26 protein-coding genes are annotated in these 23,595 nt (G+C 67.6%); 15 read left to right on the forward strand and 11 right to left on the reverse strand.

Going from position 1 to position 23,595, the window contains the following annotated elements; all coding sequences use genetic code 11:
- Nucleotides 1-145: 145 nt before the first annotated feature.
- Nucleotides 146-1,081: a LysR family transcriptional regulator gene (locus AC3WRI_RS23040; protein WP_010813293.1), complete on the reverse strand. Its 936-nt coding sequence runs from the start codon at nt 1,079-1,081 to the stop codon at nt 146-148.
- A gap of 93 nt (nt 1,082-1,174) precedes the next feature.
- Here AC3WRI_RS23040 and AC3WRI_RS23045 point away from each other — a divergent pair, with 93 nt between their 5' ends.
- Entirely contained in the window at nt 1,175-1,705 is a 531-nt protein-coding gene (locus AC3WRI_RS23045; RefSeq protein WP_011614400.1) for a DMT family transporter, read from the forward strand.
- Here the strand turns inward: AC3WRI_RS23045 and AC3WRI_RS23050 are convergent.
- Nucleotides 1,678-1,908, reverse strand: coding sequence for a cysteine-rich CWC family protein (locus AC3WRI_RS23050; protein ID WP_010813295.1), 231 nt, complete (start codon nt 1,906-1,908; stop codon nt 1,678-1,680). The genes AC3WRI_RS23045 and AC3WRI_RS23050 overlap by 28 nt on opposite strands.
- A 342-nt stretch (nt 1,909-2,250) precedes the next feature.
- On the opposite strand from AC3WRI_RS23050, the gene argB reads away from it, so the two are divergent.
- The 5 genes from argB to metW all read left to right on the forward strand — a co-directional run bounded on the left by argB (nt 2,251) and on the right by metW (nt 7,091).
- Entirely contained in the window at nt 2,251-3,168 is a 918-nt protein-coding gene (argB, locus tag AC3WRI_RS23055) for an acetylglutamate kinase (protein WP_010813296.1), read from the forward strand.
- A gap of 72 nt (nt 3,169-3,240) precedes the next feature.
- The gene (locus tag AC3WRI_RS23060) at nt 3,241-4,179 is read left to right on the forward strand and encodes a pyrimidine 5'-nucleotidase (RefSeq protein WP_492294152.1); all 939 of its coding nucleotides are present in this window, start codon (nt 3,241-3,243) and stop codon (nt 4,177-4,179) included.
- Entirely contained in the window at nt 4,176-4,847 is a 672-nt protein-coding gene (gene slmA / locus AC3WRI_RS23065; RefSeq protein ID WP_011614401.1) for a nucleoid occlusion factor SlmA, read from the forward strand. The genes AC3WRI_RS23060 and slmA overlap by 4 nt, the downstream gene beginning before the upstream one ends.
- A gap of 454 nt (nt 4,848-5,301) precedes the next feature.
- On the forward strand, nt 5,302-6,483 hold the full coding sequence (metX, locus tag AC3WRI_RS23070) for a homoserine O-succinyltransferase MetX (protein ID WP_011614402.1): 1,182 nt from the start codon (nt 5,302-5,304) through the stop codon (nt 6,481-6,483).
- Nucleotides 6,480-7,091: a methionine biosynthesis protein MetW gene (gene metW, locus AC3WRI_RS23075; RefSeq protein WP_010813300.1), complete on the forward strand. Its 612-nt coding sequence runs from the start codon at nt 6,480-6,482 to the stop codon at nt 7,089-7,091. Before metX ends, metW begins: the two co-directional genes overlap by 4 nt.
- 10 nt (nt 7,092-7,101) lie before the next feature.
- Here metW and AC3WRI_RS23080 read toward each other — a convergent pair whose 3' ends face one another.
- Nucleotides 7,102-7,530: a VOC family protein gene (locus AC3WRI_RS23080; protein ID WP_011614403.1), complete on the reverse strand. Its 429-nt coding sequence runs from the start codon at nt 7,528-7,530 to the stop codon at nt 7,102-7,104.
- Nucleotides 7,531-7,612: 82 nt separating this feature from the next.
- On the opposite strand from AC3WRI_RS23080, the gene AC3WRI_RS23085 reads away from it, so the two are divergent.
- A complete protein-coding gene (locus AC3WRI_RS23085) occupies nt 7,613-8,185 on the forward strand; it encodes a TetR/AcrR family transcriptional regulator (protein WP_011614404.1) in 573 nt (190 codons plus the stop codon).
- On the opposite strand, the gene AC3WRI_RS23090 is transcribed toward AC3WRI_RS23085, so the two are convergent.
- Nucleotides 8,186-9,100 (reverse strand): LysR family transcriptional regulator, encoded by a 915-nt coding sequence (locus tag AC3WRI_RS23090; RefSeq protein WP_011614405.1) that lies wholly within the window; start codon nt 9,098-9,100, stop codon nt 8,186-8,188.
- A gap of 110 nt (nt 9,101-9,210) precedes the next feature.
- On the opposite strand from AC3WRI_RS23090, the gene AC3WRI_RS23095 reads away from it, so the two are divergent.
- On the forward strand, nt 9,211-10,098 hold the full coding sequence (locus tag AC3WRI_RS23095) for a DMT family transporter (RefSeq protein ID WP_010813304.1): 888 nt from the start codon (nt 9,211-9,213) through the stop codon (nt 10,096-10,098).
- A 125-nt stretch (nt 10,099-10,223) separates the two neighbouring features.
- Nucleotides 10,224-11,072, forward strand: coding sequence for an acyl-CoA thioesterase (locus tag AC3WRI_RS23100; RefSeq protein WP_010813305.1), 849 nt, complete (start codon nt 10,224-10,226; stop codon nt 11,070-11,072).
- Between the two features lie 13 nt (nt 11,073-11,085).
- On the opposite strand, the gene AC3WRI_RS23105 is transcribed toward AC3WRI_RS23100, so the two are convergent.
- Nucleotides 11,086-12,345: a muropeptide transporter gene (locus AC3WRI_RS23105; RefSeq protein WP_010813306.1), complete on the reverse strand. Its 1,260-nt coding sequence runs from the start codon at nt 12,343-12,345 to the stop codon at nt 11,086-11,088.
- Between the two features lie 150 nt (nt 12,346-12,495).
- Here AC3WRI_RS23105 and AC3WRI_RS23110 point away from each other — a divergent pair, with 150 nt between their 5' ends.
- Nucleotides 12,496-13,458, forward strand: a complete 963-nt coding sequence (locus AC3WRI_RS23110) for a M48 family metallopeptidase (protein WP_010813307.1) — start codon at nt 12,496-12,498, stop codon at nt 13,456-13,458.
- A 70-nt stretch (nt 13,459-13,528) separates the two neighbouring features.
- Here the strand turns inward: AC3WRI_RS23110 and argC are convergent, their stop codons facing one another.
- Entirely contained in the window at nt 13,529-14,476 is a 948-nt protein-coding gene (gene argC, locus AC3WRI_RS23115; protein ID WP_010813308.1) for an N-acetyl-gamma-glutamyl-phosphate reductase, read from the reverse strand.
- A 184-nt stretch (nt 14,477-14,660) separates the two neighbouring features.
- On the opposite strand from argC, the gene AC3WRI_RS23120 reads away from it, so the two are divergent.
- Complete coding sequence (locus AC3WRI_RS23120) at nt 14,661-14,957, forward strand: type II toxin-antitoxin system MqsR family toxin (protein ID WP_454750756.1); 297 nt, start codon at nt 14,661-14,663, stop codon at nt 14,955-14,957.
- Between the two features lie 31 nt (nt 14,958-14,988).
- Entirely contained in the window at nt 14,989-15,390 is a 402-nt protein-coding gene (locus tag AC3WRI_RS23125; protein WP_010813310.1) for a type II toxin-antitoxin system MqsA family antitoxin, read from the forward strand.
- Nucleotides 15,391-15,399: 9 nt separating this feature from the next.
- Here AC3WRI_RS23125 and AC3WRI_RS23130 read toward each other — a convergent pair whose 3' ends face one another.
- The gene (locus tag AC3WRI_RS23130; protein ID WP_011614408.1) at nt 15,400-16,176 is read right to left on the reverse strand and encodes an exodeoxyribonuclease III; all 777 of its coding nucleotides are present in this window, start codon (nt 16,174-16,176) and stop codon (nt 15,400-15,402) included.
- Nucleotides 16,177-16,203: 27 nt separating this feature from the next.
- On the opposite strand from AC3WRI_RS23130, the gene pyrE reads away from it, so the two are divergent.
- Both pyrE and AC3WRI_RS23140 read left to right on the forward strand, forming a co-directional pair.
- Nucleotides 16,204-16,890 carry an orotate phosphoribosyltransferase gene (gene pyrE / locus AC3WRI_RS23135; protein ID WP_010813312.1) on the forward strand — a complete coding sequence of 229 codons (687 nt, stop codon included), beginning with the start codon at nt 16,204-16,206 and terminating at the stop codon, nt 16,888-16,890.
- Nucleotides 16,891-17,051: 161 nt separating this feature from the next.
- Nucleotides 17,052-18,326: a patatin-like phospholipase family protein gene (locus AC3WRI_RS23140; protein ID WP_010813313.1), complete on the forward strand. Its 1,275-nt coding sequence runs from the start codon at nt 17,052-17,054 to the stop codon at nt 18,324-18,326.
- 14 nt (nt 18,327-18,340) lie between these two features.
- On the opposite strand, the gene AC3WRI_RS23145 is transcribed toward AC3WRI_RS23140, so the two are convergent.
- From AC3WRI_RS23145 to AC3WRI_RS23160, 4 genes are all read right to left on the reverse strand, one after another.
- Complete coding sequence (locus AC3WRI_RS23145; protein ID WP_011614411.1) at nt 18,341-19,150, reverse strand: polyphosphate kinase 2 family protein; 810 nt, start codon at nt 19,148-19,150, stop codon at nt 18,341-18,343.
- 107 nt (nt 19,151-19,257) lie between these two features.
- On the reverse strand, nt 19,258-20,124 hold the full coding sequence (gene dapF / locus AC3WRI_RS23150; RefSeq protein WP_011614412.1) for a diaminopimelate epimerase: 867 nt from the start codon (nt 20,122-20,124) through the stop codon (nt 19,258-19,260).
- A 42-nt stretch (nt 20,125-20,166) separates the two neighbouring features.
- Nucleotides 20,167-21,060, reverse strand: a complete 894-nt coding sequence (locus AC3WRI_RS23155; RefSeq protein WP_010813316.1) for a lipid A biosynthesis lauroyl acyltransferase — start codon at nt 21,058-21,060, stop codon at nt 20,167-20,169.
- Nucleotides 21,057-21,953, reverse strand: coding sequence for a lysophospholipid acyltransferase family protein (locus AC3WRI_RS23160; protein WP_492294154.1), 897 nt, complete (start codon nt 21,951-21,953; stop codon nt 21,057-21,059). The genes AC3WRI_RS23155 and AC3WRI_RS23160 overlap by 4 nt, the downstream gene beginning before the upstream one ends.
- A 331-nt stretch (nt 21,954-22,284) precedes the next feature.
- Here AC3WRI_RS23160 and metK point away from each other — a divergent pair, with 331 nt between their 5' ends.
- Nucleotides 22,285-23,448 (forward strand): methionine adenosyltransferase, encoded by a 1,164-nt coding sequence (gene metK / locus AC3WRI_RS23165; RefSeq protein WP_010813318.1) that lies wholly within the window; start codon nt 22,285-22,287, stop codon nt 23,446-23,448.
- Nucleotides 23,449-23,595 lie beyond the last annotated feature (147 nt).

Below are 23,595 nucleotides of genomic sequence, written 5' to 3' on the forward strand. Positions count from 1 at the left end.
ATCCAGCCATCATGGCCAACAAGCAGCACGGCACCCGGCAGAAGCTGGTCTTTCGCGGCGACACGCGCCCCGCCAGGCCACCTGCTGTTCCCGCGCAGCGCCGTGATGCCCAGCCCCCGGCGCCAGCCAAGCCGGGGGTGCGCCGTCAGCCGCGCAAGCTGATCGGCTCTTCCGATTCCTGACTGGCCGCCGCGGCCAGCACGCGCTCGCGCAGCCAGGCGTGGGCGGGATCGGCTTCGGTGCGCTCGTGCCAGATCATGCTGAAGGTGAAGTCGTCCAGCGCAAACGGCGGCGCGAACACGGCGTAGCGCGGGTCCTCTTCCAGCGCGGCCAGGCTGCGCCGTGCCGTGGTCAGCACCAGGTTGGTCCCGGCGATCAGCGCCGGCGCCACGCTCCAGTGCGGCACCACGCAGGCGATCTTGCGCCGTCCCCCCAGCTTGGCCACCGCCGTGTCGATCGCGTCCATGCGTTCGCTGTGCGTGGCCACCAGCACGTGCGAGCGCGCCAGGTAGGCCACCTGGTCAAGCCGGCCGCTGTCGCGCACGGTGGCGGCATCCACCGCGCAGGCATAGCTCTCGCAGAACAGCTCGGCGGATTTCACGCCTTCCGGCTGGTGGGTGAACACGCCCAGCGCCATGTCGATCTCGCCATCGGCCACCTGGGCGGTCATGCCTTCGCGGCTGGCCTGCGACACCACCAGGTCGATATTGGGCGCGGCCTTGCGCACCGCGCGCAGCAGCCGCGGCAGCACCACCAGCGCACCGTAGTCGGACATGGCCAGGCGGAAGCTGCGCCGCGCGGTGGCCGGCTGGAAGCCGCTCGGCCCCAGCAGGATGCGCACCTGCGCCAGCGCCTCGGCCAGCGGGCCGGACAGCTCATGGGCGCGCGCGCTCAGCACCAGGCCGCCCTTGCCGCGCACCAGGATGGGGTCGTCGAGCAGCTGCCGCAGGCGCCCGAGCGCGTGGCTGACCGCCGGCTGGCTCAGGTGCAGCCGCAGCGCGGCGCGGGAGATATGGCGCTCGGCCAGCAGTGCTTCGAGCACCACCAGCAGGTTGAGGTCGATTCCGCGTAGGCTATTCATTCGGCGAATAATAAACGTACGAAAGCAGAATTGGAAATTCGCATTGCGATATTTCAAACTGCTGGCATCGCATCTTGCCCTATGGAGCGCTTCATGTCAGGCACCCAGTTGCCGTTTTCCTTCCCGGTTTCACTCTGGCTGCCGCTTGGCACGGCCGTGCTGGCCGGCGCGGCGATCCCCTTCCAGGCCGGCGCCAACGCCACCCTCGGGCGCACACTCGGGCATCCGCTGTCGGCCACGCTGGTGTCGCTGCTGGTCAGCCTGGCGGCGCTGCTGCCCGTGCTGTGGCTGATGCGCGTGCCGCTGCCGGCGCCAGCGGCACTGGCGCGCGCGCCGGGCTGGCTCTGGATCGGCGGGGTGCTTGGGGTGTTCTATATTTCGGCCGCGCTGATGATGGCGCCGAAGCTGGGCGCCGCGGGCTTTATCGCCGCGGTGGTGGCGGGCCAGGTGCTGGCGGCGCTGCTGGTGGACCAGTTCGGGCTGGCCGGCTTTGCGGTGCGCGCGCTCACGCCGGCGCGGCTGGCGGGCGCGGCGCTGATCGTGGCGGGGATGCTGGTGATGCAGTGGGGCAGTGCCGCAGGGCCCGGGCCGGCGCCTCAGCCAGCGGCGGAATCAGGTTCCTGAGCCGCTTGCCGGCGCGCTGCCAGGCAGGCCGGACACAGGCAATGCTGGCCCGGCACGATGCGCCGCGCCGGCAGCAGCGGCTGGCTGGCGCACCAGCACTCGGGCAGCCCCGCCACGTAGCCGCAGACAAAGCCCGCGCCGCAGTGGCTGCAATGTTCGACCGGGCGCAGCTGGCCGGTCAGCACGGTCGAGGCGTCGCTCATGGCTGGCTTCCCGGCGCTGGCGGGAAATCGGGGATGCTGGCTGGCAAGAGGCGGCTGGCGGCGGGCATGATGGCCAAGGTGGGGAACGCTGTGCCGCGGCGCAGGCCAAACGGCTGAGTGGTGGCACGTTGTTGCGTGGACGGAACGCGTTGGTGCCCCGTGGGGCGCTTGCAGGCGGTTCGCGGGACCACGTTCGGCCGGTTGACTCGCGCCCCGCGCGGTTTCTTGTAAAATCGGCGCCTGCCATGGCCGGATGGCGCACTTTCGGGCGATCCCCGTTGGTTATCCCTGGCTACGTGGCCGATTAGCCATCATACCTGTTGATTCTCACGGATGTCCCCCATGAACGCCGACAACCCCGGGCCTGCCGCAACCACGGTGGCCGCCATTGCTCCCGCGCTGAAAGCCGAGATCCTCGCCGAGGCCCTGCCGTATATCCGCAAGTTCCACGGCAAGACCATCGTGGTCAAGTACGGCGGCAATGCCATGACCGAAGAGAAGCTCAAGCATGGGTTCGCGCGCGACGTGATCCTGCTCAAGCTGGTCGGCATGAACCCGGTGGTGGTGCACGGCGGCGGCCCGCAGATCGATGAGGCACTGAAGAAGGTCGGCAAGGTCGGCACCTTCGTGCAGGGCATGCGCGTCACCGACGAAGAGACCATGGAAGTGGTCGAGTGGGTGCTGGGCGGTGAGGTCCAGCAGGACATCGTGATGCTGATCAACCAGTACGGCGGCCAGGCCGTGGGCCTGACCGGCAAGGACGGCGGCCTGATCCGCGCCAAGCGCTTGCAGATGCCGGACCGCGAGAACCCGGGGGCGTTCATCGATATCGGCTACGTCGGCGACATCGAGGCGATCAACCCCGCGGTGGTCAAGGCGCTGCAGGACGACGCCTTTATCCCGGTGATCTCGCCGATCGGCTTCTCCGACGACGGCCAGGCCTACAACATCAACGCCGACGTGGTTGCCGGCAAGATGGCCGAGATCCTGAAGGCCGAGAAGCTGGTGATGATGACCAACATCCCGGGCGTGATGGACAAGAAGGGCAACCTGCTGACCGACCTGTCCGCGCGCGAGATCGAAGAGCTGTTCGCCGACGGCACCATCTCGGGCGGCATGCTGCCGAAGATCTCGTCGGCGCTGGATGCGGCCAAGAGCGGCGTGCATTCGGTGCACATCATCGACGGCCGCATCGAGCATTCGCTGCTGCTGGAAATCCTGACCGAGCAGGCCTTCGGCACCATGATCCGCTCGCACTGAGCGGAGCCTCGGGGCGGTGCCGGCAGCGGCCGGCCGCCCCGGTTATCCCATCACCCTCCGAGTTTGCCCGGCGTGCCTTCAAGTCTTCCTTCTCCGCGCCGTGTCCGCGCTCGCCTCTGCCGCCGCCCCGCGGGCAATACCTCGGGCGATACGGTCTGGCTGTTCGATCTCGACAACACCCTGCACGACGCCTCGCACGCGATCTTCCCGGCCATCAACCGGCTGATGACCGACTACGTGGCGCGCGTGCTCGGCTGCGACGAGGCCACCGCCAGCCGCGTGCGCGTGGACTACTGGCAGCGCTACGGCGCCACGCTGCTCGGCATGATCCGGCACCACGGCGTGGATCCGGCTGACTTCCTGCGCGCCGCGCATGAATTCCCGGCGCTGGCCGACATGGTGCGGGTGCGGCGCGGGCTGGCCGCGCACCTGCGGCGCCTGCCGGGGCGCAAGATCCTGGTCACCAATGCGCCGCAGGACTACGCGCGGGCGGTGCTGGAGATAGCGGGCATACGGCATTGCTTCGAGCGCATGGTGGCAATCGAGCAGATGTGGGTGCATGGCCACCTGCGGCCCAAGCCGGACCGCCGCATGCTGCGCCGGTTGCTGGTGCAGACCCGCATCGCGCCACATCGCGCGGTGCTGGTGGAAGACACCGTGTCGCACCTCAAGCGCTATGCCGGCACCGGCATCCGCACCGCGTGGGTGACGGGCTACCTGCGCACGATCGCGCCATCGCGCCCGCATGAGGTGCCCGCGGTGCGCGACGACGGCAGCCGGCGCGATGCCGCGGTACGCTCGACGCTGGAGGCGGAGGACCGGCGCCATGTCGGCCACGCCGCGCAGGAGCAGTCGGTGACGCTGGTGGCTGCGGAGACCCAGGCACCGCAGGCGCAGCCCGACAACGTGCGGCGCGTGCGCGCCCGCGTGCCGAACCGGCCGGCCTATGTGGACATAAAAGTACAATCGATGCATCAACTCCAACGACGAATGCGGAGAATCGGGTCATGACGCAAAGCAACGGGCGCGAGCCAGAGGCGGTCATTTCAGGCAGTGCGCAGGATGCGCAGGACGGAGGCCAGCCGCCGGCCACGCCGGCGCGCAAGCGCCCGCGCCCGGGCGAGCGCCGCGTGCAGATCCTGCAGACCCTGGCCACCATGCTGGAGCACCCGCGCGGGGAGAAGATCACAACGGCGGCGCTGGCCGCGCGCCTGAGCGTGTCGGAGGCGGCGCTGTACCGCCATTTCGCCAGCAAGGCGCAGATGTACGAGGGCCTGATCGGCTTTATCGAGCAGACCGTGTTCGGCCTGATCAACCAGATCACCGACAAGGAAGAGCACGGCCTGCGCCAGGCCCACGCCATTGTGCGCATGCTGCTGTCGTTTGCCGAGAAGAACCCTGGCATGACGCGCGTGCTGACCGGCGAGGCGCTGGTGGGCGAGCACGAACGCCTGCAGGAGCGCATCAACCAGGTGGTGGACCGCATCGAGGCCTCGCTGCGCCAGTGCCTGAAGATGGCGGTGACGCAGGCCGCGTTCCCGGCGGATGCCGATATTCCCGCACGCGCGGCGCTGATCATGGCGGCGGTGCAGGGCCAGTGGCACCGCTATGCCAAGAGCGGCTTCCGCAAGTCGCCGTCGGACCATGCCGAGGCGCACCTGAGGGTCTTGCTGGGTTAAGAACCCATTTCACAATGAAGAAGGGGCCCGGCAGCAGCCTTCCCTTCGGGTTCAAGCCAGGCGCGGCGCATGCGTCGTTACGGGCCTTGACCTTGGAATGACCAAGGCCGGCGGCCCGCGCCTAGCCTGCGCCGCGCCTGGCTTGAACGCGTGCCCATCTTCAATGTGAAATGGGTTCTAAATCAACATGCCGGGCCGATTGCTCTATAATTGCCCGGTCGCGCCGATTTGATGACTGGCTTGCGGGCGCGCGGCAGCCAAGGGACCAAGTTCCGGGTTGCCACTACAAATGCGGCTAAAGAGGTTGGGTCGGCGCCCCATGCCTCCACGGTAGTGGATGGCGCCGGCACGCGGAATCCCGCAAGGAATCCAGTGAATCCCGACTTGGCTGCGACGCTTTATACGCAAATGCCGGTCGGGTTTTTTTATGCCCGTTCGCCACGGGCCGGATTCCATGACTGATGTCGCCCTGCCGACCGCCGCGCCTGCCGCGTTCGACCTGCCGCCCGATTCGGTCGGCGTGGTTGCGCCGCAGCGCATGCACTTTGCCGAGCCGCTGAAGCTGCGCAACGGCTCGTCCATTGCCGGCTACGACCTGATGGTCGAGACCTATGGCACGCTCAATGCGGCCCGCTCCAACGCGGTGCTGGTGTGCCACGCGCTCAATGCCTCGCACCATGTGGCCGGCGTCTATGCGGAAGACCCGCGCGACGTGGGCTGGTGGGACAACATGGTCGGGCCCGGCAAGCCGCTCGATACCAATCGCTTTTTCGTCATCGGCGTCAACAACCTGGGCTCGTGCTTCGGCTCGACCGGCCCGATGAGCCTCAATCCGGCCACCGGCGCGCCCTACGGCGCAGCGTTCCCGGTGGTGACGGTGGAAGACTGGGTCAATGCGCAGGCGCTCGTGGCCGACGCGTTCGGCATCACGCAGTTCGCCGCGGTGATGGGCGGCAGCCTGGGCGGCATGCAGGCGGTGGCCTGGAGCCTGCTGTACCCGGAACGCCTGCGCCACTGCATCGTGGTCGCGTCCACGCCCAAGCTGTCGGCGCAGAATATCGCCTTCAACGAGGTCGCGCGCAGCGCCATCCTGTCGGACCCCGACTTCCACGGCGGCAACTACTACGCGCATGGCGTCAAGCCCAAGCGCGGCCTGCGCGTGGCGCGCATGATCGGCCATATCACCTACCTGTCGGACGAGGACATGGCCGAGAAATTCGGCCGCGAGCTGAAGACCGACGACATCCGCTTCTCCTTCGATGTCGAGTTCCAGGTAGAGAGCTACCTGCGCTACCAGGGCGACAAGTTCGCCGAATACTTCGACGCCAACACCTACCTGCTGATCACGCGCGCGCTCGACTACTTCGACCCGGCGCTGGCCTTCGGCGGCGACCTGACGCGCGCGATGGCGCAGACCCAGGCCAGCTTCCTGGTGGCGAGCTTCGGCACCGACTGGCGCTTCGCGCCCAGCCGCAGCCGCGAGCTGGTCAAGGCGCTGCTGGACAACAAGCGCCCGGTCTCGTACGCCGAGATCGATGCGCCGCACGGCCACGATGCCTTCCTGCTCGACGACCCGCGCTATCACAACCTGATGCGCGCCTACTACGACCGCATCGCAGAGGAGATCGGCGCATGAACGCACTGGCCAATCCCAATATCCTGGCGCTGCGCCCCGATTTCCGCGCGATCGCGCGCTGGATCGAACCCCATTCCACCGTGCTCGACCTGGGCTGCGGCGACGGCAGCCTGTTGCGCGTGCTGCAGGACGAACTCGACGTGCAGGCCTACGGCATCGAGATCCGCGACGAAGGCGTGCTGGCGTGCGCGCAGAAGGGCGTCCATGTCATCCAGCAGAACCTGGAGGGCGGGCTGGCGCTGTTCGAGGACAAGAGCTTCGACACGGTGATCCTGTCGCAGACGCTGCAGACCATCCACAACACCGCGCAGGTGCTGCGCGACACGCTGCGGGTGGGGCGCGAGTGCATCGTCTCGTTCCCGAACTTCGGCTACTGGCCGCACCGGCTGTCGGTGTTCCGCGGCCGCATGCCGGTATCGGAATCTCTGCCCTACCAGTGGTACAACACGCCCAATGTGCGCGTGCTGACCATCAGCGACTTCGAGGCGCTGGCGCCCAAGGTCGGCCTGCGCGTGATCGACCGCGTGGTGATGCACGAAGGCGTGACCGTCAACTGGGGCGGCAACTGGCGCGGCAGCCTGGCGGTGTACCGGGTCTGCGCGGCCTGAGCCAGGCGCGTCAGCCGGGCAGCGCGCCCGCCTCGTACTGCGCGGCAAACTCCCCCGACGGCGGGATCGGCTTGATGATGTCGATCAGCACGCCGTTCGGGTCGGCGGTAATGAAATGCCGCTGCCCGAAGGCCTCGTCGCGCAGCGGCAGCAGGATCGGCAGCCCGGCCGCCCGCAGGCGGTCATGGACCGCATCCGGGTCTTCCACTTCGAAGTTCAGCAGCAATCCCCTGGCGCGCTGGCCCCGGGCCGGGGCGGGGATGGTCTCGTGGGTGCCGTCCAGCACCGCGAGGTTGACCGACGGATCGCCGGCCAGTTGCAGGTGCACGTACCAGTCGCTGGTGAACAGCGCCACAAAGCCGAAATGGCGCTGGTAGAACGCGGCCGTGCCGGCAACCTCGCCGGTCATGATGACGGGGTAGTAGCTGGTGATTTTCATGGATGCTCCTCTGTTATTCAGATACATGCAGCCTGTATGTAAATCCATATTAAGATACAGGCTGCATGTATGCAAGGAGGCAATGGTGGCCAGATCCAACCGCGAACGTACCGAGGCAACCCGGCAGGCGCTGCTCGATGCCGCGCGCACGCTGTTTGTCAGCCGCGGCTACGGGGAGACCTCTACCCCTGACATCTGCGCCGCCGCCCGCATCACGCGCGGCGCGCTGTACCACCATTTCGCCGACAAGCGCGACCTGTTCCGGCACGTGCTGGCGGAGGAGGCTGCCGCGGTGGCGGACGATATTGAAGCCGCGGCGCCCGCGGGGCTGGATGCCGCGGACGCCCTGATCGCCGGGGCGCAGGCCTACCTGGACGCAATGACGGTGCCGGGCCGCACGCGCCTGCTGCTGGTGGAAGGGCCGGCGGTGCTGGGACTGCGCGAAATGCTCGCGCTGGACGACGCCAACGCCGCCCGCACGCTGCGCGAGGGGCTGGAGGCCGCGGGCGTGGACCCGCAGGGCGATGTGGCGCCGCTGCTGTCGGCGGCATTCGACCGGGCCGCGCTGGAGATCGAGGCCGGGGCCGATGCCGTGCGCGTGCGCGGCGCGATGCTGTGGTTGCTGCGCCGGGTCCTGGGCCAGTCGGCGCGGTGATCAGCGCGGCGCGTCGTCGGCGGTGCCGGCCAGGTGATCGACAAAGGCGCGCACCTTGGGCGGTACATGCCGGGTGGGCGTGTAGACCGCGTAGGCCGTGCCGATGTAGGGTTCGAGGATGTCCCAGTCGGCCAGCACGGTGACGACCCGGCCCTGGTCCAGCGCATCGCCCAATGAGAAGTCCGGCACCAGCCCGATGCCGGCATCGCGCTCCACCATGCTCATGATCGCCAGGCTGTTGTTCAGCGTCAGGCGCGGCGGGATGCGCACCTCCACTTTCTCGCCGCCGGCCTGGTGGCGCATGGCCCAGCGCTCGCCGAAGTTGCCGTAGCCCAGGTACAGGCAGCGTGCGGCGGGCAGGTCGGCGGGCGTGGCCGGCGTGCCGTGGCGGGCCAGGTAGCCGGGCGAGGCCACCAGCCGGTAGCGCACCTCGCGCAGCGGGCGCGCAGCCAGCCCGGGCGCCAGTTCGCGCGCGATGCGTACGGCCACGTCCATCCCTTCTTCGACCAGGTCGACCATGCGGTCGGCCAGCGTCAGCTGCAGGTCCAGCCCCGGGTATCTGGCCAGCAGCGCCGGCAGCCGCGGCGCCAGCCAGGCCTGCCCGAACGAGACCGGCGCGCTCACGCGCAGCACGCCATGCGGCGTGCCGCCGTGCTCGCCGGCCAGCGCGGTGACGTCGCGCGCTGCCGCGGTCATGCGGGCGCAGGCGGCGTAGACCGACTGGCCCAGCTCAGTCAATGCAAAGGCGCGCGTGGTCCGCTGCAGCAGGCTGGCGCCGAGCGTGGCTTCCAGCCGGGAGACGTGCCGGCTGACCGCCGACGGCGTCATGCCCAGGTCGAGTGCGGCAGCCGAAAAGCTGCCGCACTCGACCACGCGCGCAAACACGGCCATCGCATTAAGTGGCATATCCGGCATGGCACGTCCTCTTTCTTTGACTTCAGATCAAATACTAATTGAGCTCTGACGGGATTGTTGAGCAGATCGCATGATGGAACAATGCGGCCATTGTCTGACCGGAGTCCGTCATGCCCTCGCAACAACCCTTGCCAGGCGGCGCCTGGCGCATGGTCGCGGCCATGCTGCTGTCCGGTACCATCGGCTGGTTCGTGGTCACCAGCGGCCAGCCGCCGCTCGATGTGGTCTTCTTCCGCTGCCTGTTCGGCGGCGCGGCGCTGCTGGGCGTGCTGACGCTGCAGCGCGGCTGGGTGCGGATGAGCCGCGCGCAGCTTGGCTGGCTGGCGCTGGGCGGCGTCACGCTGGTGCTCAACTGGCTGGCCTTGTTCTCGGCGTATGCGTACAGCGGCATCGCCATTGCCACGGTGGTCTACCACACCCAGCCGTTCTTCCTGCTGCTGCTGACCTCGGTGATCCAGCGCGAGCCGTTCCCGTTCGCGCGGCTGCCATGGCTGGTGCTGGCCTTTGCCGGGGTGATGCTGATCACCGGGCTGGAGCATGGCGCCACTGGCACTGCGATGCTGGCCGGCATCGGCCTGGGCCTGCTGGCGGCACTGCTGTATGCGGTGACGACCCTGGCCACGCGGCGGCTGCAGGCCATCCCGCCAGGCCAGATCGCCGGGCTGCAGATGGTGCTGGGCGTGCTGATGCTGGCGCCGCTGGCACATCCCGCGGCCGGCAGCTATGGCACCGGCACCTGGGCCGCGCTGCTGGCGCTGGGGCTGGTGCATACGGGCGTGATGTACACGCTGCTGTATGGCGCGTTCCAGCGGCTCAACGTGGTGTCGATCGCCACACTGTCCTTTATCTATCCGCTGGTGGCGATCGTGATCGACGTGATGGTGTTCGGCGTGGTGCTGGGCCCGCTGCAGATCGCCGGCATGGCGCTGGTGCTGCTGGGCGTGGTCGCCAACCAGCTGGGCTGGAGCCTGCCGCTGCGGCGGCGGGTGCAAGGCTGATGCGGGCACCACGGTGCCAGCGGCTGGAATATTGGCGTCTTGACCCGAACGCTGACTACGGTTAGTGTAGGCAGCACGATCGAACGATCGTGCTATTCCCTGCGAGTCACCAACCCATACCAGCCATGTCCACTGCGCCCCAGACCCGGGCGGCCACCGCCGCCAGGCCGCTCCATCCCTTTGACGACGCGCTGGCGCTGGAGCCGGCCGGCGAGCACCGCTTCCTGGGCCGCACCACGCCCGAGTACTGGAACATGATCGGTCCGTTCGGCGGCATCACCGCCGCCACGCTGCTGCAGGCGGCGCTGGACCATCCGCAGCGCCTGGGCGACCCGGTCTCGCTGACGGTCAACTTTGCCGGGCCGATCGCCGAGGGCCCGTTCGAGATCGAGGCGCGCCCGGTGCGCACCAACCGCTCGACCCAGCACTGGACGCTGGAGCTGCGCCAGGGCGATGCCGTGGCCACCACCGCCACCGCCATGTTTGCGGTGCGCCGCGAGACCTGGGCCTGCGGCGAGGCGCTGATGCCGGAGGTGCCGGCGGCCGAAGCCCTCGTGGCGATGAGCGGGTTTGCGCCGGTGCGCTGGCTCAAGTCCTACGACATGCGCCCGGTGCGCGGCGCCAAGCCGACCGCCGAGGCCGGCACCGAGCACCCGGACAGCCTGACGCAGTTCTGGCTGCGCGACGCGCCGGCGCGCACGCCGGACTTTGCCGCGGTGGCGGCCTGGGCCGACAGCTTCTACCCGCGCATCTTCCTCAAGCGCGCGGGCTTCGTGCCGGCCGGCACGGTGTCGATGACCACCTATTTCCATGCCGACGCGGCCACGCTGGCGGCGCTGGGCGACAGCCACGTGCTGGCCAGCGCGCAGGCGCAGGTGTTCAGGCAGGGCTTCTTCGACCAGCGCGCGCAGCTATGGAGCGCCGGCGGCGAGCTGATCGCCAGCTCGCACCAGATCGTCTACTACAAGGAGTGAGGCAGGCGCGGGCTCAGGCGATCGCTTCGCGCGCCTGGGCCTCGTAGCGATGCACGGTGTGGCGCATGGCCCAGAGCAGCATCACGCCGGGCAGCGCCACCACCACGGTGCCCAGGTAGAACGGCGCCCAGCCCCAGGCCTCGACCATATAGCCGGAAGTGGGCCCCACATAGACCCGGCCCACCGACGCCAGCGCCGACAGCAGCGCGTACTGCGTGGCCGAGAACGAGCGGTTGCACAGCGTCATCAGCAGCGCCACGAAGGCCGCCGTGCCCATGCCCCCGCACAGGTTTTCGACCGCAATGGTCGCTCCCATGGTCCACAGGTGCGGCGGCGTCACCGCGAGGATCCAGTAGCCCAGGTTAGACACCGCCTGCAGCACGCCGAACAGCATCAGCGAGCGGTACAGGCCCAGGCGCACCATCAGCGTGCCGCCGAACAGCGCGCCGATGATGGTGGCGGCCAGCCCCAGGGTCTTGTTGACGATGCCCACCTCGCCCGCCGAGAAGCCCACGCCGCGGATCAGGAAGGTGGTCGACAGGCTGCCGGCAAAGGCGTCGCCGAGCTTGTACAGCACGATCAGCAGCAGCAGCCACCACGCGCCCTGGCGGCCAAAGAAGTCGCGCAGCGGCCCGACCACCGCCTCTTCCAGCGAGCGCGGCGCGCGTGCGGGCACGTCGGGTTCCGGTGCCCACAGCAGCGTGACGATACCCACGCCCATCAGCGCCGCCATCAGCAGGTAGGTCTGCTGCCAGCCCAGCACGCGGTCGGCCAGCCACAACGCCAGGCCGCCCGAGACCAGCATCGCCAGCCGGTAGCCCAGCACCTTGACCGCCGCGCCGGCGCCGCGCTCGGGCGGGCGCAGCACGTCGGTGCTGTAGGCGTCGAAGACGATGTCCTGCGAGGCCGACAGGAAGGCCACCAGCGTGGCCAGCGCCGCCAGCGTCCACAGCGCCTCGCGCGGCGGGCAGAAGGCCATGCCGGCGATGCCCAGCACCAGCCCCAGCTGCGTCACCAGCAGCCAGCCGCGCCGGCGCCCCAGCAGCGGCGGCGTGTAGCGGTCCATCAGCGGCGCCCACAGGAACTTGAAGATATAGGCCTGGCCCACCAGCGAGAAGAAGCCGATGGTCTTGATATCCAGCCCCTCGACCGTCATCCATGCCTGCAGGGTGCCGGAGGTCAGCGCCAGCGGCAGCCCGGAGGCGAAGCCCAGCGCCAGCATGGCGCCGATGCGGCGGTTGCGGAAGATATCGAGATAGGTCTGGAAGGTCATGAACGGGCCGGCGTGAAGCGCCGCGCGGCTGCGCGGGCGCCGTGTATTATTGCATCACCTGTTTGCCTGCCCGCCACATGCGGCACGGCATCGTTGCCGCGGATCACCGATCCGCCTGCCTGGTCTTCCACTGCGTCCGAGGAACCGCAAATGCTCCGCCGCCTGCAAGGTGTTCAGCGTCCTACCCGTGACCGGCTGGTCCGCGCGCTGGCGCTGGCCGCGGTGGCGGCGCCCATGGCCTGGTGCCTGCCCGCCCAGGCGCAGGACAGCGAGGCTGGCGGCATCCGGCTGGACCGCAGCGGCTCGGCCGTGCGCAAGATCGTGCCGGTCGAGGCCATCGAGCAGCAGGCCGCGCAGGAATACGAGCAGCTCAAGCAGGAAGCCATCGCCAAGCATGCACTGGCCGCCGCCGACAACCCGCAGCTGGTGCGCCTGCGCACGATCGGCAAGCGGCTGCTGCCGCAGACCGCACGCTGGAACGAGCGCGCGCGGCAGTGGCAGTGGGAGATCAACCTGATCGGCTCCAGGCAGGTCAATGCGTTCTGCATGCCGGGCGGCAAGATCGCTTTCTATACCGGGTTGCTCGACCAGCTCAAGCTGACCGACGATGAGATCGCCATGGCGATGGGCCACGAGATCGCCCACGCGCTGCAGGAGCATGCGCGCGAGCGCGCCGCCAAGTCCGAGATCACCAACCTCGGCGCCAACGTGATCTCGCAGCTGTTCGGCTTCGGCAACCTTGGCAATATGGCGCTCGGCACCGGCGCCCACCTGCTGACGCTGCGCTTCTCGCGTGCGGATGAATCCGAGGCGGACCTGATCGGCATGGATATCGCCGCGCGCGCCGGCTATGATCCGCGCGCCGCGGTGTCGCTGTGGCAGAAAATGGGCAAGGTGAGCCAGTCCGGCACCGAGTTCCTGTCCACGCATCCGTCCGGGCGGAGCCGCATCGCCGACCTGGAGAAGCACCTGCCGGAGGTGCTGCCGCTCTATGCGCGCGCGAGCAATACCACGGTGGAGAAGCTGCCGCCATACCGCGCCAATATGGCGGGCCTGGGCGGCGCGCCGGTGGACAGCGGCGACGACGACCGGCAAAAGCCGCTGCAACGCTGAGCGGTCCGCTGACGCCAATGAAAAAAGCCGGCAATGCCGGCTTTTTCCTCATTCAGGGCTGGCTGCAGCGTCAGGCGCGCAGCCCCGTGGCCTCGTCGGCGCCCACATGCACGTTCATGCATTGCACCGCGGCGCCGGCCGCGCCCTTGCCCAGGTTGTCCAGGCGAGCCACCAGGTTCAGGCGCTCGGCATTGCCGAACACGAACAGGTCGACACGGTTGGTGTCGTTGTTGGCCTGCACGTCGAAGAAGCCGCCGTCGAGGTTGTCGGCGCTGTTGTACGGCATCACGCGCACGAACTGCTCGCCTTCATAGTGCTTGCGGTAGATCTCGACGATCTGCTCAGCGCTGACCTTGCGCGCCAGCCGGTCCGTGAACACCGGCACCGTCACCGCCAGGCCCTTCAGGAAGTTGCCGACGATCGGGTTGAAGACCGGCGCCTGCGCCAGGCCGGCCTGCACGCGCATCTCGGGCAGGTGCTTGTGTTCCAGGCCCAGCGCGTACGGACGCGGGCTGTCCAGCTTCGGGTTACCGCCGGCTTCGAACTCGGCAATCATCGACTTGCCGCCGCCGCTGTAGCCGGTCAGCGAGAACGCCGAAACCGGGTAGTCGGCCGGCAGCACGCCGGCGTCCACCAGCGGACGCACTGCCAGCACGAAGGCGCTGGCGTGGCAGCCCGGCACCGCAATGCGCTTGCTGTCGCGGATCTTCTCGCGCTGGCCGCGCGCCAGCTCGGGCAGGCCGTAGGCCCAGCTGTCGGCGGTGCGGAACGCCGTGCTGGCGTCGATCACGCAGGTGTTCGGGTTGGTCACCAGCGATACCGCCTCGCGCGAGGCCACATCGGGCAGGCACAGGAAGGCGACGTCGGCGGCATTCAGGAATCGTGCTCGTTCGGCCGGGTCCTTGCGCTTGTCATCGGCAATGCGCAGCAGTTCCACGTCGGAACGGCCGGAAAGATAGTCAAGCAGCCGGAGACCGGTGGTGCCTTCCTGACCATCGACGAACACTTTGAAAACCATGGCTGACTCACTCAATGAAGTGCGGGGGAATGCTTTGGATATGAGAAATCTCCCCTGCCGGGCGCTGTGGGGAACCTGCATTGTAGCGGGGATGGGGGCCGGTCGCAGGGGTTTGTACGGATTGGATTATTGCGATTCGGCACAGTTCGCGGCTTGCAGCATCTAACCAAGTAGGTTAATTTGCATGGGGAAGGGAACGGCGCATTACCCGCTGTGGCGGGTCCGGGAGTTGATTGCGGCAGGGCGGGTCAGCTTGACGATGGCAGCGTTCCAGGGCGCCAGGAACATGTGTCTCACCCGCGGCGACGTCCTTGATGTAGTCGCCAGGATCCAGCCCGCCGACTTCTACAAAAGCATGACGACCTACGTCGACCATACCGTCTGGCAGGATGTGTATCGCCCATGCACATCGTATGGAGCGATATACCTGAAGCTGACGGTGACCGAGGAAGTCCTGATTGTGTCGTTCAAGGCGCGCTAGCGCGTGCGCCGCCTTGCCAGAGGAGCTGTCTATGCGATGCCCAGTATGTGGAGGCGCCGAACTCGAAAGGGGGCGGAAAGACTTTGTCTATACCTACCGTGGCGAGTCCACGGTAATCGAAGCGGTCCTTGCCGACTGGTGTGCTCAGTGTGGAGAAGGTGTGCTGGGCCAGGAAGAGGAAGAGCGGATCGGACCGCTGGCGCTCGCCTTCAACAAGCAAGTCAACGCCTCGCTTGTCGATCCGACTTACATCATGCAAGTCCGCAAGAAACTCCACCTCGACCAGCGCGAAGCCGCAGAGATCTTCGGCGGCGGGGTCAATGCATTCTCGCGCTACGAGACTGGCCGGACCAAGCCGCCGCTTGCGCTGGTAAAACTGCTCAGGCTGCTGGACCGCCACCCGGAACTGCTTGAGGAGGTCCGGGCGGCCTGATGGCTGCGCTCAGAGCGGATAGTCGTAATCGATCGACAGCGGCGCGTGGTCGCTGAACTTCTCGTCCTTGTAGATCGAGCAAAGCCGCGCGGTATCGGCGATCTTCGGCGTGGCCAGGTGGTAATCGATCCGCCATCCCACGTTCTTGGCATAGGCCTGGCCGCGGTTGCTCCACCACGTGTACTGCTCGGGGCGCGGATCCAGCTTGCGGAACACGTCCACATAGCCATGGACGTCGAACAGTTCGCCGATCCAGGCGCGCTCCTCCGGCAGGAAGCCTGAGTTCTTCAGGTTGCCCTTCCAATTCTTGATGTCGATTTCCTTGTGCGCGATGTTGACGTCGCCGCACAGCACGATCTCGCGCCCGCTCGCCTTGAGTTGCAACAGGTGCGGCAGGAACGCTTCCATGAAGCGGAACTTGGCAAGCTGGCGTTCCTCGCCGCTGGAACCCGACGGCACGTAGACCGAGATCACTGCCAGGTGCGGATACTGCACTTCGACGTAGCGGCCCTCGCTGTCGAACTCGGAATTACCGAAGCCGGTGACCACCCGCTCCGGCTTGTGCCGCGTGTACAGGCCCACGCCGCTGTAGCCCTTCTTCTCGGCGTAATGGAAAAAACCATGGTAGCCATGTGGCGCCAGGAACGCTTCGGTCATGTCGGCCTCCTGGGCCTTCAGTTCCTGCACGCAGACCATGTCCGCGTCCTGCTTGCCCATCCAGTCGAAAAAGCCCTTCTTCGACGCGGAGCGGATGCCGTTGAGGTTGGCGCTGATAATCCGTAACATTCGGGGAAATTTTGAATTCAGAGAGAAATGATGACGCAGCAGAAACCGCCCGCGGGTGCCGATCTCAGCCAGACCTTTATCCGCTTTGCGCTCGATGCGGGCGTGCTGTCGTTTGGCGAGTTCGTCACCAAGGCCGGCCGCAAGTCGCCTTACTTCTTCAATGCCGGCCTGTTCAACCAGGGTGCGATGCTGGGCGAGGTGGCGCAATTCTATGCCAAAACGCTGCTGGCCTCGGGCGTGCAGTTCGACGTGCTGTTCGGGCCGGCCTACAAGGGCATCACGCTGGCGTCGGCCACCGCGGTGGCGCTGGCTGGCATGGGACGTGACGTCGGCTTCGCCTACAACCGCAAGGAAGCCAAGGACCACGGCGAAGGCGGCACGCTGGTCGGGGCCAAGCTGCAGGGCAAGGTGGTCATCGTCGACGACGTGATCTCCGCCGGTACCTCGGTGCGCGAATCGGTAAACATGATCCGCGCCGCCGGCGCCGAGCCGGCCGCGGTGCTGATCGCACTGGACCGCATGGAGAAGAGCGGTACCGCCGAGCAGGTCGGCACCCATTCCGCCGTGCAGGACGTGCAGCGTGAGTATGGCATCCCGGTGATCGCCATCGCCAGCCTGAAGGACCTGCTGGCTTACCTCGATGCGTCGCAGGACCCCGCGCTGTCGGCCTCGCGCGAGGCGGTGGCGGCCTATCGTCAGCGCTACGGCGTCTGAAACCGTTGATGGCAAGGGGCGCCGCCAAGCGGCGCCCGTTCAGCATCTGGCGGACAGGCGGACTTTCCAATCGGCAGGAGCGCGGCGTGGCGGAAAAAGAACGGCAGGAGCGGCAAGTACGGCAAGTGCCGCAAGAGCGGCAGGAAAAGACGGCACGGCAGATGGCACGGCAGCCAACGCAGGCCAAGGCTGAAAGCGGCGCCAATGCCGATTCCCTGGCCGAACGCGGCGCGCAGGTGCAGCCGCGCAAGCCGGTGCGCCGGGCCGCCAAGGCCCCGGACCGGCCGGCGCACGAGGCCTATGCCGTGCGCGCGCTGGTGCTGCAGGGCGGCGGCGCGCTCGGGGCCTACCAGGCCGGCGTGTACCAGGGCCTTGCCGAGGGCGGCATCTACCCGAACTGGGTTGCCGGCATCTCGATCGGTGCGCTCAACGCCGCCATCATCGCCGGCAATCCGCCCCGGCGCCGCGTGGAACAACTGCGCGCCTTCTGGGAGTACATCTGCGCGCAGCCGTGGCTGCCCAGCCTGTCGCATTCCTGGTTCGCCGACCATGCCGAAGGCTGGCCCGAGCCAATGCGGATCTGGTTCGATGGCCTGCATGCAGCGCGTGCCATGCTGGAAGGCCAGCGTGGCTTCTTCCAGCCGCGCGGCTGGCCGGAGCTGATGTCGCGCTACTCGGACCCGAGCCATGTCAGCTTCTACGACACCACGCCGCTGAAGGCGACGCTCGAGCGTTTTGCCGACTTCGACCTGATCAACCACCGCCCCGACCTGATGCGCGTCTCGGTGGGGGCGGTCAATGTGCGCACCGGCAATTTCGCCTACTTCGACAATACCCGCGACAAGCTCTGCCCCGAGCATTTCATGGCCTCGGGCGCGCTGCCGCCGGGCTTTCCGGCGGTGGAGATCGATGGCGAGTACTACTGGGATGGCGGGCTGGTATCGAACACGCCGCTGGCCGAGGTGCTGACGGCGCAGCCGCGGCGCGACGCGCTGATTTTCCAGGTCGACCTGTGGAGCGCGCGCGGCAAGCTGCCGCACGACCTGGTCGACGTGGCCGAGCGCCAGAAGGACATCCAGTACTCCAGCCGCACGCGGGCCATTACCGACTACATGCGCGAGCAGCAGAACATGCGCCGCATGCTCAACGAGGTGATGGCGCTGGTGCCGCCGTCAAAGCGCGACAACGCCTGGTACCGCCGCGCGGCGGAGCAGGCCTGCGACGCGCGCCGCAACGTAATCCAGCTGATCTACCGCGACAAGTCGTTCGAGAACCTGGCCAAGGACTACCAGTTCGGCGCGCTCACCATGCATGAGCACTGGACCAGCGGGCTGGACGATATCCGCCAGACCCTGCGCCACCCCCAATGGCTGGCGATGCCCAGCCGCGAGCACCCCTTCGTCACGCACGACGTGCACCGCGGCAACGGTGGCTGAGGCGGCCGGGCGGCTCAGTCGACCTTGGTACTGGCCAGTTCCGGCCGGGCGGGCGGGTAGGCCGGCTTCAGGTCCTCGAAGACCCTGGTCAGGATCTCCGCCACCATCAGGTTGCGGTGTGTCTTGGAGTCGGCCGGCACCACGTACCACGGGCATTCGGGCGTGCTGGTCGCCATGATGGCAGCCTCGTAGGCGTCCATGTAGGCCTTCCAGTGCTTGCGCTGGGCGAGGTCGTTGGTGTCGAACTTCCAGTGTTTCTCCGGATCCGCCAGGCGCGCTTCGAGCCGTGCCTTCTGCTCGTCGCGGGATATGTGCAGGAAGCACTTGACGATGGTGGTGCCGGTCTCGGTCAGCATCGACTCGAAGTCCCGGATCTGGCGGAAGCGCCGCTCGCACTCGGCGGCGTCGATCCAGTTGTGCACGCGCGTGATCAGTACGTCTTCATAGTGGCTGCGGTTGAAGACCACGATCTCGCCCGTCTTCGGAACCTGCAGGTGGATGCGCCATAGAAAGTCGCGCGCCAGTTCCTCCGGCGACGGGGACTTGAAGCCCACCACGCGGATGCCCAGCGGATCGAAGCTGCGGAACACGCCGCGCACGGTGCCGTCCTTGCCGCTGGTATCCATGCCCTGCAGCACCACCAGCAGCCTGCGCCGGTGCTCGGCGTAGAAGATATCCTGCTGCGCGTCGAGGGCGTTGCTCAGCTCGATGATGCGGGCCAGGTCTTCTTCTTTCTTGCCGCACGACAGCGGCTTGCTGCCCGGGTCGAAGTCGGCAAGGCGAAAACGCTTGCCTGAGGTAATGCGGAAATCGTCCAGCGGCATGGGCGCTCCATCGGTCTGACCAGCAAGATCAAGGGAATGAGCGCCCCGGCCGGGGCTCCGCGGCAAGGAATGCGGGGCGTGTGGACAGGGGCGCACAGCCCCTATGGTCAGGCCGGCAGGGCTGCCAGGTCAATGCTGCCTTCAAACACGGTGGTGGCCGGGCCGGTCATGCGCACCGGTTCCGCGCCGCCATCCCAGGCAATGGTCAGATCGCCGCCGTGGGTATGCACCCGCACCGGCGAGTCCAGCAGGCCGCGCCGGATGCCGGCCACCACGGCCGCGCAGGCGCCGGTGCCGCAGGCCAGGGTTTCGCCGGCACCGCGTTCGTAGACGCGCAGCCGGATGGCATGGCGGTCCTGCACCTGCATGAAGCCGGCATTGACGCGGTTGGGGAAGGCGGCATGGTGCTCCACCACCGGGCCGTCCTGCAGCACCGGGAAGTTCTCCACGTCGTCCACCACCTGCACCGCGTGCGGATTGCCCATCGATACCACCGAGATCCATTCGGTGCGGCCGTTGACCTCCAGGCCGTACAGCGTGTCCGCGCCTTCCGCGCGGGTGGGCAGGCCTTCCGCACGGAACGGCACGCGCGCCGGTTCCAGTTCGGGCGCACCCATGTCCACCGTGACCTGGCCGTCGTCCTGCAGCGTCAGGGTAATGACGCCGTTCATCACTTCGACGCGCACCGAGCGCTTGTCGGTCATGCCCTTGTCGGTGACAAAACGCACAAAGCAGCGCGCGCCGTTGCCGCAGTGCTCCACCTCGCTGCCATCGGCATTGACGATCCGGTAGCGGAAGTCGACATCGGGGCGGGACGGCTTTTCAACGATCAGGATCTGGTCAGCGCCAACGCCGAAATGCCGGCTGGCCAGCGCACGCCATTGCGCCGGGGTCAGGTCGATCTGCTGGTGGATGCCGTCGAGCACGACAAAGTCGTTGCCCGCGCCGTGCATCTTGGTGAACTGGAGTTTCATGGTGGGGATTGTAGCTGCGCGGCGCCGGACGTGCCGGCGCGCTCAGTAGATCTCGGGCTCGCCCGGCAGGCGGTGCTTGAAGCGCTTGTGCACCCAGTAGTACTCGGGTACGCGCGGGCGGATGCAGTCCTCGAAGAAGGCATTCATGCGGCGCGTGTCGTCGGTGACGCTTGCGCCGGGGTAGTCTTCCCAGGGCGGCAGGATGCGCAGCACATAGCCCTGGTAGTCGGGCAGCATCTCGGTGTAGATCGGCACGACCTTGGCCCCGGTCAGGCGCGCCAGCCGCGACACCGAGGTCAGTGTCAGCGCCTGCACGCCGAAGAACGGCACGAACTCCGAGTCGCGCTCGCCGAAATCCATGTCGGCGATCAGTTGCAGGGCCTCGCCCTTCTTCAGGCAGCGCAGGATGTCGCGCGCGCTGTCGTTGCGCGAGATCATGTTGGCGCCGAAGCGCCCGCGCGCGTGCTTCAGGAAGTGGTCGAACAGGTCGTTCTTCTGCCTGGTATAGAGCGATGCGCCGGAGCGGCCGAGATGCTCGCGCAGGTCGATGGTGAGTCGGATCGCACCGGCTTCCACGCCCGACAGGTGCAGCGTCACCAGGATATGCGGGGTGCCATCCAGGGCCACCAGGCCGGCCTGGTCGTCGATCTGCACCCAGCGGCGCATCTGCGCCTCACTGCCGGTCCAGAAGATGCCGCGTTCGGCAAAGCTGCGGAACAGGATGCGGAAGCTCTGCCGCGACAGTTCATCGATTTCGGCCTCGGTCCGGTCCGGGAAACACAGGCGCAGGTTGGCCTGCACCACGCGGCGCCGCTCGCTCGGCACCAGGTAGAGCAGGCTTCCCAGCGCCTCGCCGAAGCGCGCGACGAACGGATATGGCAGCTTGCCCAGCACCGTCAGCAAGCCGATGCCAAGCCACGTGAACACACGGCTCATGAAATCGATCGATCAGTGGCCGGCTCGGTATCATTGCCCGGCGCGTCCGGGGTACCCGCTCCGGCGGGTTGCTTGTAGCGGTTGTAAGCCCACAGGTACTGCGAGGGGCACAGGCCCACCAGTTCCTCGATAGTCCGGTTGATGACCGCGGCAGCGGCGGCAGGATCGTCCGGCAGCATGCCGCCGTCGTTGATCACGCGCAGGTGGCCGCGATAGCCGGCGCCGCGCGGCAGGCGCTCGGCAAAGACCGCCACCACCGGCGCGCCGGTCAGCTGCTGCAGCCGGTGCACCAGTGCCATGGTATAGGCCGGCTTGCCGAAGAACGGCGCCCAGTTGCCCTCGCCGCCGCTGGGCACCTGGTCGGGCAGGATGCCCACCGCCTGGCCGCGCTTGAGTGCCTTGACCAGCATGCGCACACCGCGCGGCGTGGCCGGCGCCATGTGCATGCCGGGGCGGGTGCGCATTTTTTCGATCCAGTCGCGCAGCCAGGGCTGGTGCGGCGGCTTGAACAGGGCGGTGACCGGGCGCTGCAGCGCGTGGGACTGCGGCAGCACTTCAAAGCAGCCCAGGTGCGGGGTCAGGATGATGATGCCCTTGCCGCGCGCCTGCAGCTTGCCCAGCTCGGGCCACAGGTAGTCGTCAAAGCCATGCAGCTTCGCACCGATCTTGCTGCGGCTCCAGAAGTAGGGCATCTCGACGATCATGCGTCCGGCCGAACGGGCCGCTTCGTCGATCATCGCATCGGTGGCGTCGGGAAACGCCTGGCGGAAGTTCTCCCGCAGGCGCTGGCCGTAGCGGCCGGGCAGGCGCGCGCTCAGCAGTCCGAGCGCGCCGCCCGCGGCTTGCAGCAGCCGCAGGGGAAAACGGGAGATCAGCCAGAATAAAAAGGTCATCAGGCGCGAAAAGCGGGTCTGCTACGGGTCTGTGCCGGGGAACAGACGGGCAGGCAGCGTTTTTTCTATGGCGGTATTCAGTTCCGCGCGCAGCGTGCCGTCATCGGATTCATCTGGGCACGGTGCCCCCGGCTGGTTGGCAGGGTGCCGTACCGTACCGTTGGCGCGCTGCAACGAGCCCGGCAGGCGCGTATAATAGCGTGTATCGCCGAGTTAACTGACAACTTGCGGGGCGATGCGGCTCTAACCGGGCTGCTTGAAATACCGCTAAAGCGTCGCCGCCATGAACCGATCGGGCTGGCACGCAATAGCCAACCTGGAGAATAAGTTCGTGGCAAACGACTTCCTTTTTACTTCGGAATCCGTCTCCGAAGGCCATCCCGATAAGGTCGCCGACCAGATTTCCGACGCCGTCCTCGACGCCATCCTGGCCCAGGACAAGTACGCGCGTGTGGCGGCCGAGACGCTTTGCAACACCGGTCTGGTGGTGCTGGCTGGGGAAATCACCACGACCGCCAACGTCGACTATATCCAGATCGCGCGCGACACGATCAAGCGCATCGGCTACGACAACACCGATTACGGCATCGACTACAAGGGCTGCGCGGTGCTGGTCGCCTATGACAAGCAATCGCCCGACATCGCCCAAGGCGTGGACCGCGCCTCCGACGACTACCTGAACCAGGGTGCCGGCGACCAGGGCCTGATGTTCGGCTACGCCTGCGACGAGACCCCGGAACTGATGCCGTTCCCGATCTACTACGCCCACCGCCTGGTCGAGCGCCAGTCGCTGCTGCGCCGCGACGGCCGCCTGCCCTGGCTGCGCCCGGACGCCAAGTCGCAGGTGACGGTGCGTTATGTCGACGGCAAGCCGCACAGCGTGGATACCGTGGTGCTGTCGACCCAGCATTCGCCGGACATCACCCAGGCCCAGATCCGCGAAGCCGTGATCGAGGAAATCATCAAGCCGGTGCTGCCGGCCGAGATGCTGAAGGAAACCAAGTACCTGGTGAACCCGACCGGGCGCTTCGTCATCGGCGGCCCGCAGGGCGACTGCGGCCTGACCGGGCGCAAGATCATCGTCGATACCTACGGCGGCGCCTCGCCGCACGGTGGCGGCGCGTTCTCGGGCAAGGACCCGTCCAAGGTCGACCGCTCGGCCGCCTACGCCGCGCGCTACGTTGCCAAGAACGTGGTGGCTTCGGGCCTGGCGCGCCAGTGCCAGGTGCAGGTCAGCTACGCCATCGGCGTGGCCCGCCCGATCAACGTGACGGTCTACACCGAAGGCACCGGCAAGATCCCCGACGCCAAGATCGCCGAGCTGGTGCAGGAGCACTTCGACCTGCGCCCGAAGGGCATCGTGCAGATGCTGGACCTGCTGCGCCCGATCTACGAGAAGACTGCTGCCTACGGCCACTTCGGCCGCGAAGAGCCGGAATTCTCTTGGGAAGCCACCGACAAGGCGGCTGCCCTGCGCGCCGCGGCCGGCCTGTAAGCGCCACCCGCGCCAGCAGCACTGACGGCAAGCCCCGCCGGCCCGCAAGGGCCCGCGGGGTTTTTTTACGCGGGCTTGATCCTGGTCCAGTCGCCGCGTGACGCCGGCGCCACGGCTGACGGCAGGGAGTAAAATCCCGCCATCCCC

Source organism: Cupriavidus sp. FW305-27, from assembly GCF_058787995.1.

Coding starts and splice junctions, on each gene's coding strand:
- AC3WRI_RS23090 (WP_011614405.1), bottom strand. CDS start 9,100: ATGCCGGATATGCCACTTAATGCGATGGCCGTGTTTGCGCGCGTGGTC.
- AC3WRI_RS23110 (WP_010813307.1), top strand. CDS start 12,496: ATGCTCCGCCGCCTGCAAGGTGTTCAGCGTCCTACCCGTGACCGGCTG.
- pyrE (WP_010813312.1), top strand. CDS start 16,204: ATGATGACGCAGCAGAAACCGCCCGCGGGTGCCGATCTCAGCCAGACC.
- AC3WRI_RS23155 (WP_010813316.1), bottom strand. CDS start 21,060: ATGAGCCGTGTGTTCACGTGGCTTGGCATCGGCTTGCTGACGGTGCTG.
- AC3WRI_RS23045 (WP_011614400.1), top strand. CDS start 1,175: ATGTCAGGCACCCAGTTGCCGTTTTCCTTCCCGGTTTCACTCTGGCTG.
- AC3WRI_RS23050 (WP_010813295.1), bottom strand. CDS start 1,908: ATGAGCGACGCCTCGACCGTGCTGACCGGCCAGCTGCGCCCGGTCGAA.
- argC (WP_010813308.1), bottom strand. CDS start 14,476: ATGGTTTTCAAAGTGTTCGTCGATGGTCAGGAAGGCACCACCGGTCTC.
- argB (WP_010813296.1), top strand. CDS start 2,251: ATGAACGCCGACAACCCCGGGCCTGCCGCAACCACGGTGGCCGCCATT.
- AC3WRI_RS23140 (WP_010813313.1), top strand. CDS start 17,052: ATGGCACGGCAGCCAACGCAGGCCAAGGCTGAAAGCGGCGCCAATGCC.
- AC3WRI_RS23100 (WP_010813305.1), top strand. CDS start 10,224: ATGTCCACTGCGCCCCAGACCCGGGCGGCCACCGCCGCCAGGCCGCTC.
- dapF (WP_011614412.1), bottom strand. CDS start 20,124: ATGAAACTCCAGTTCACCAAGATGCACGGCGCGGGCAACGACTTTGTC.
- AC3WRI_RS23040 (WP_010813293.1), bottom strand. CDS start 1,081: ATGAATAGCCTACGCGGAATCGACCTCAACCTGCTGGTGGTGCTCGAA.
- AC3WRI_RS23130 (WP_011614408.1), bottom strand. CDS start 16,176: ATGTTACGGATTATCAGCGCCAACCTCAACGGCATCCGCTCCGCGTCG.
- AC3WRI_RS23145 (WP_011614411.1), bottom strand. CDS start 19,150: ATGCCGCTGGACGATTTCCGCATTACCTCAGGCAAGCGTTTTCGCCTT.
- slmA (WP_011614401.1), top strand. CDS start 4,176: ATGACGCAAAGCAACGGGCGCGAGCCAGAGGCGGTCATTTCAGGCAGT.
- metX (WP_011614402.1), top strand. CDS start 5,302: ATGACTGATGTCGCCCTGCCGACCGCCGCGCCTGCCGCGTTCGACCTG.
- AC3WRI_RS23160 (WP_492294154.1), bottom strand. CDS start 21,953: ATGACCTTTTTATTCTGGCTGATCTCCCGTTTTCCCCTGCGGCTGCTG.
- metW (WP_010813300.1), top strand. CDS start 6,480: ATGAACGCACTGGCCAATCCCAATATCCTGGCGCTGCGCCCCGATTTC.
- AC3WRI_RS23120 (WP_454750756.1), top strand. CDS start 14,661: ATGGGGAAGGGAACGGCGCATTACCCGCTGTGGCGGGTCCGGGAGTTG.
- AC3WRI_RS23105 (WP_010813306.1), bottom strand. CDS start 12,345: ATGACCTTCCAGACCTATCTCGATATCTTCCGCAACCGCCGCATCGGC.
- AC3WRI_RS23080 (WP_011614403.1), bottom strand. CDS start 7,530: ATGAAAATCACCAGCTACTACCCCGTCATCATGACCGGCGAGGTTGCC.
- AC3WRI_RS23095 (WP_010813304.1), top strand. CDS start 9,211: ATGCCCTCGCAACAACCCTTGCCAGGCGGCGCCTGGCGCATGGTCGCG.
- AC3WRI_RS23085 (WP_011614404.1), top strand. CDS start 7,613: ATGGTGGCCAGATCCAACCGCGAACGTACCGAGGCAACCCGGCAGGCG.
- AC3WRI_RS23125 (WP_010813310.1), top strand. CDS start 14,989: ATGCGATGCCCAGTATGTGGAGGCGCCGAACTCGAAAGGGGGCGGAAA.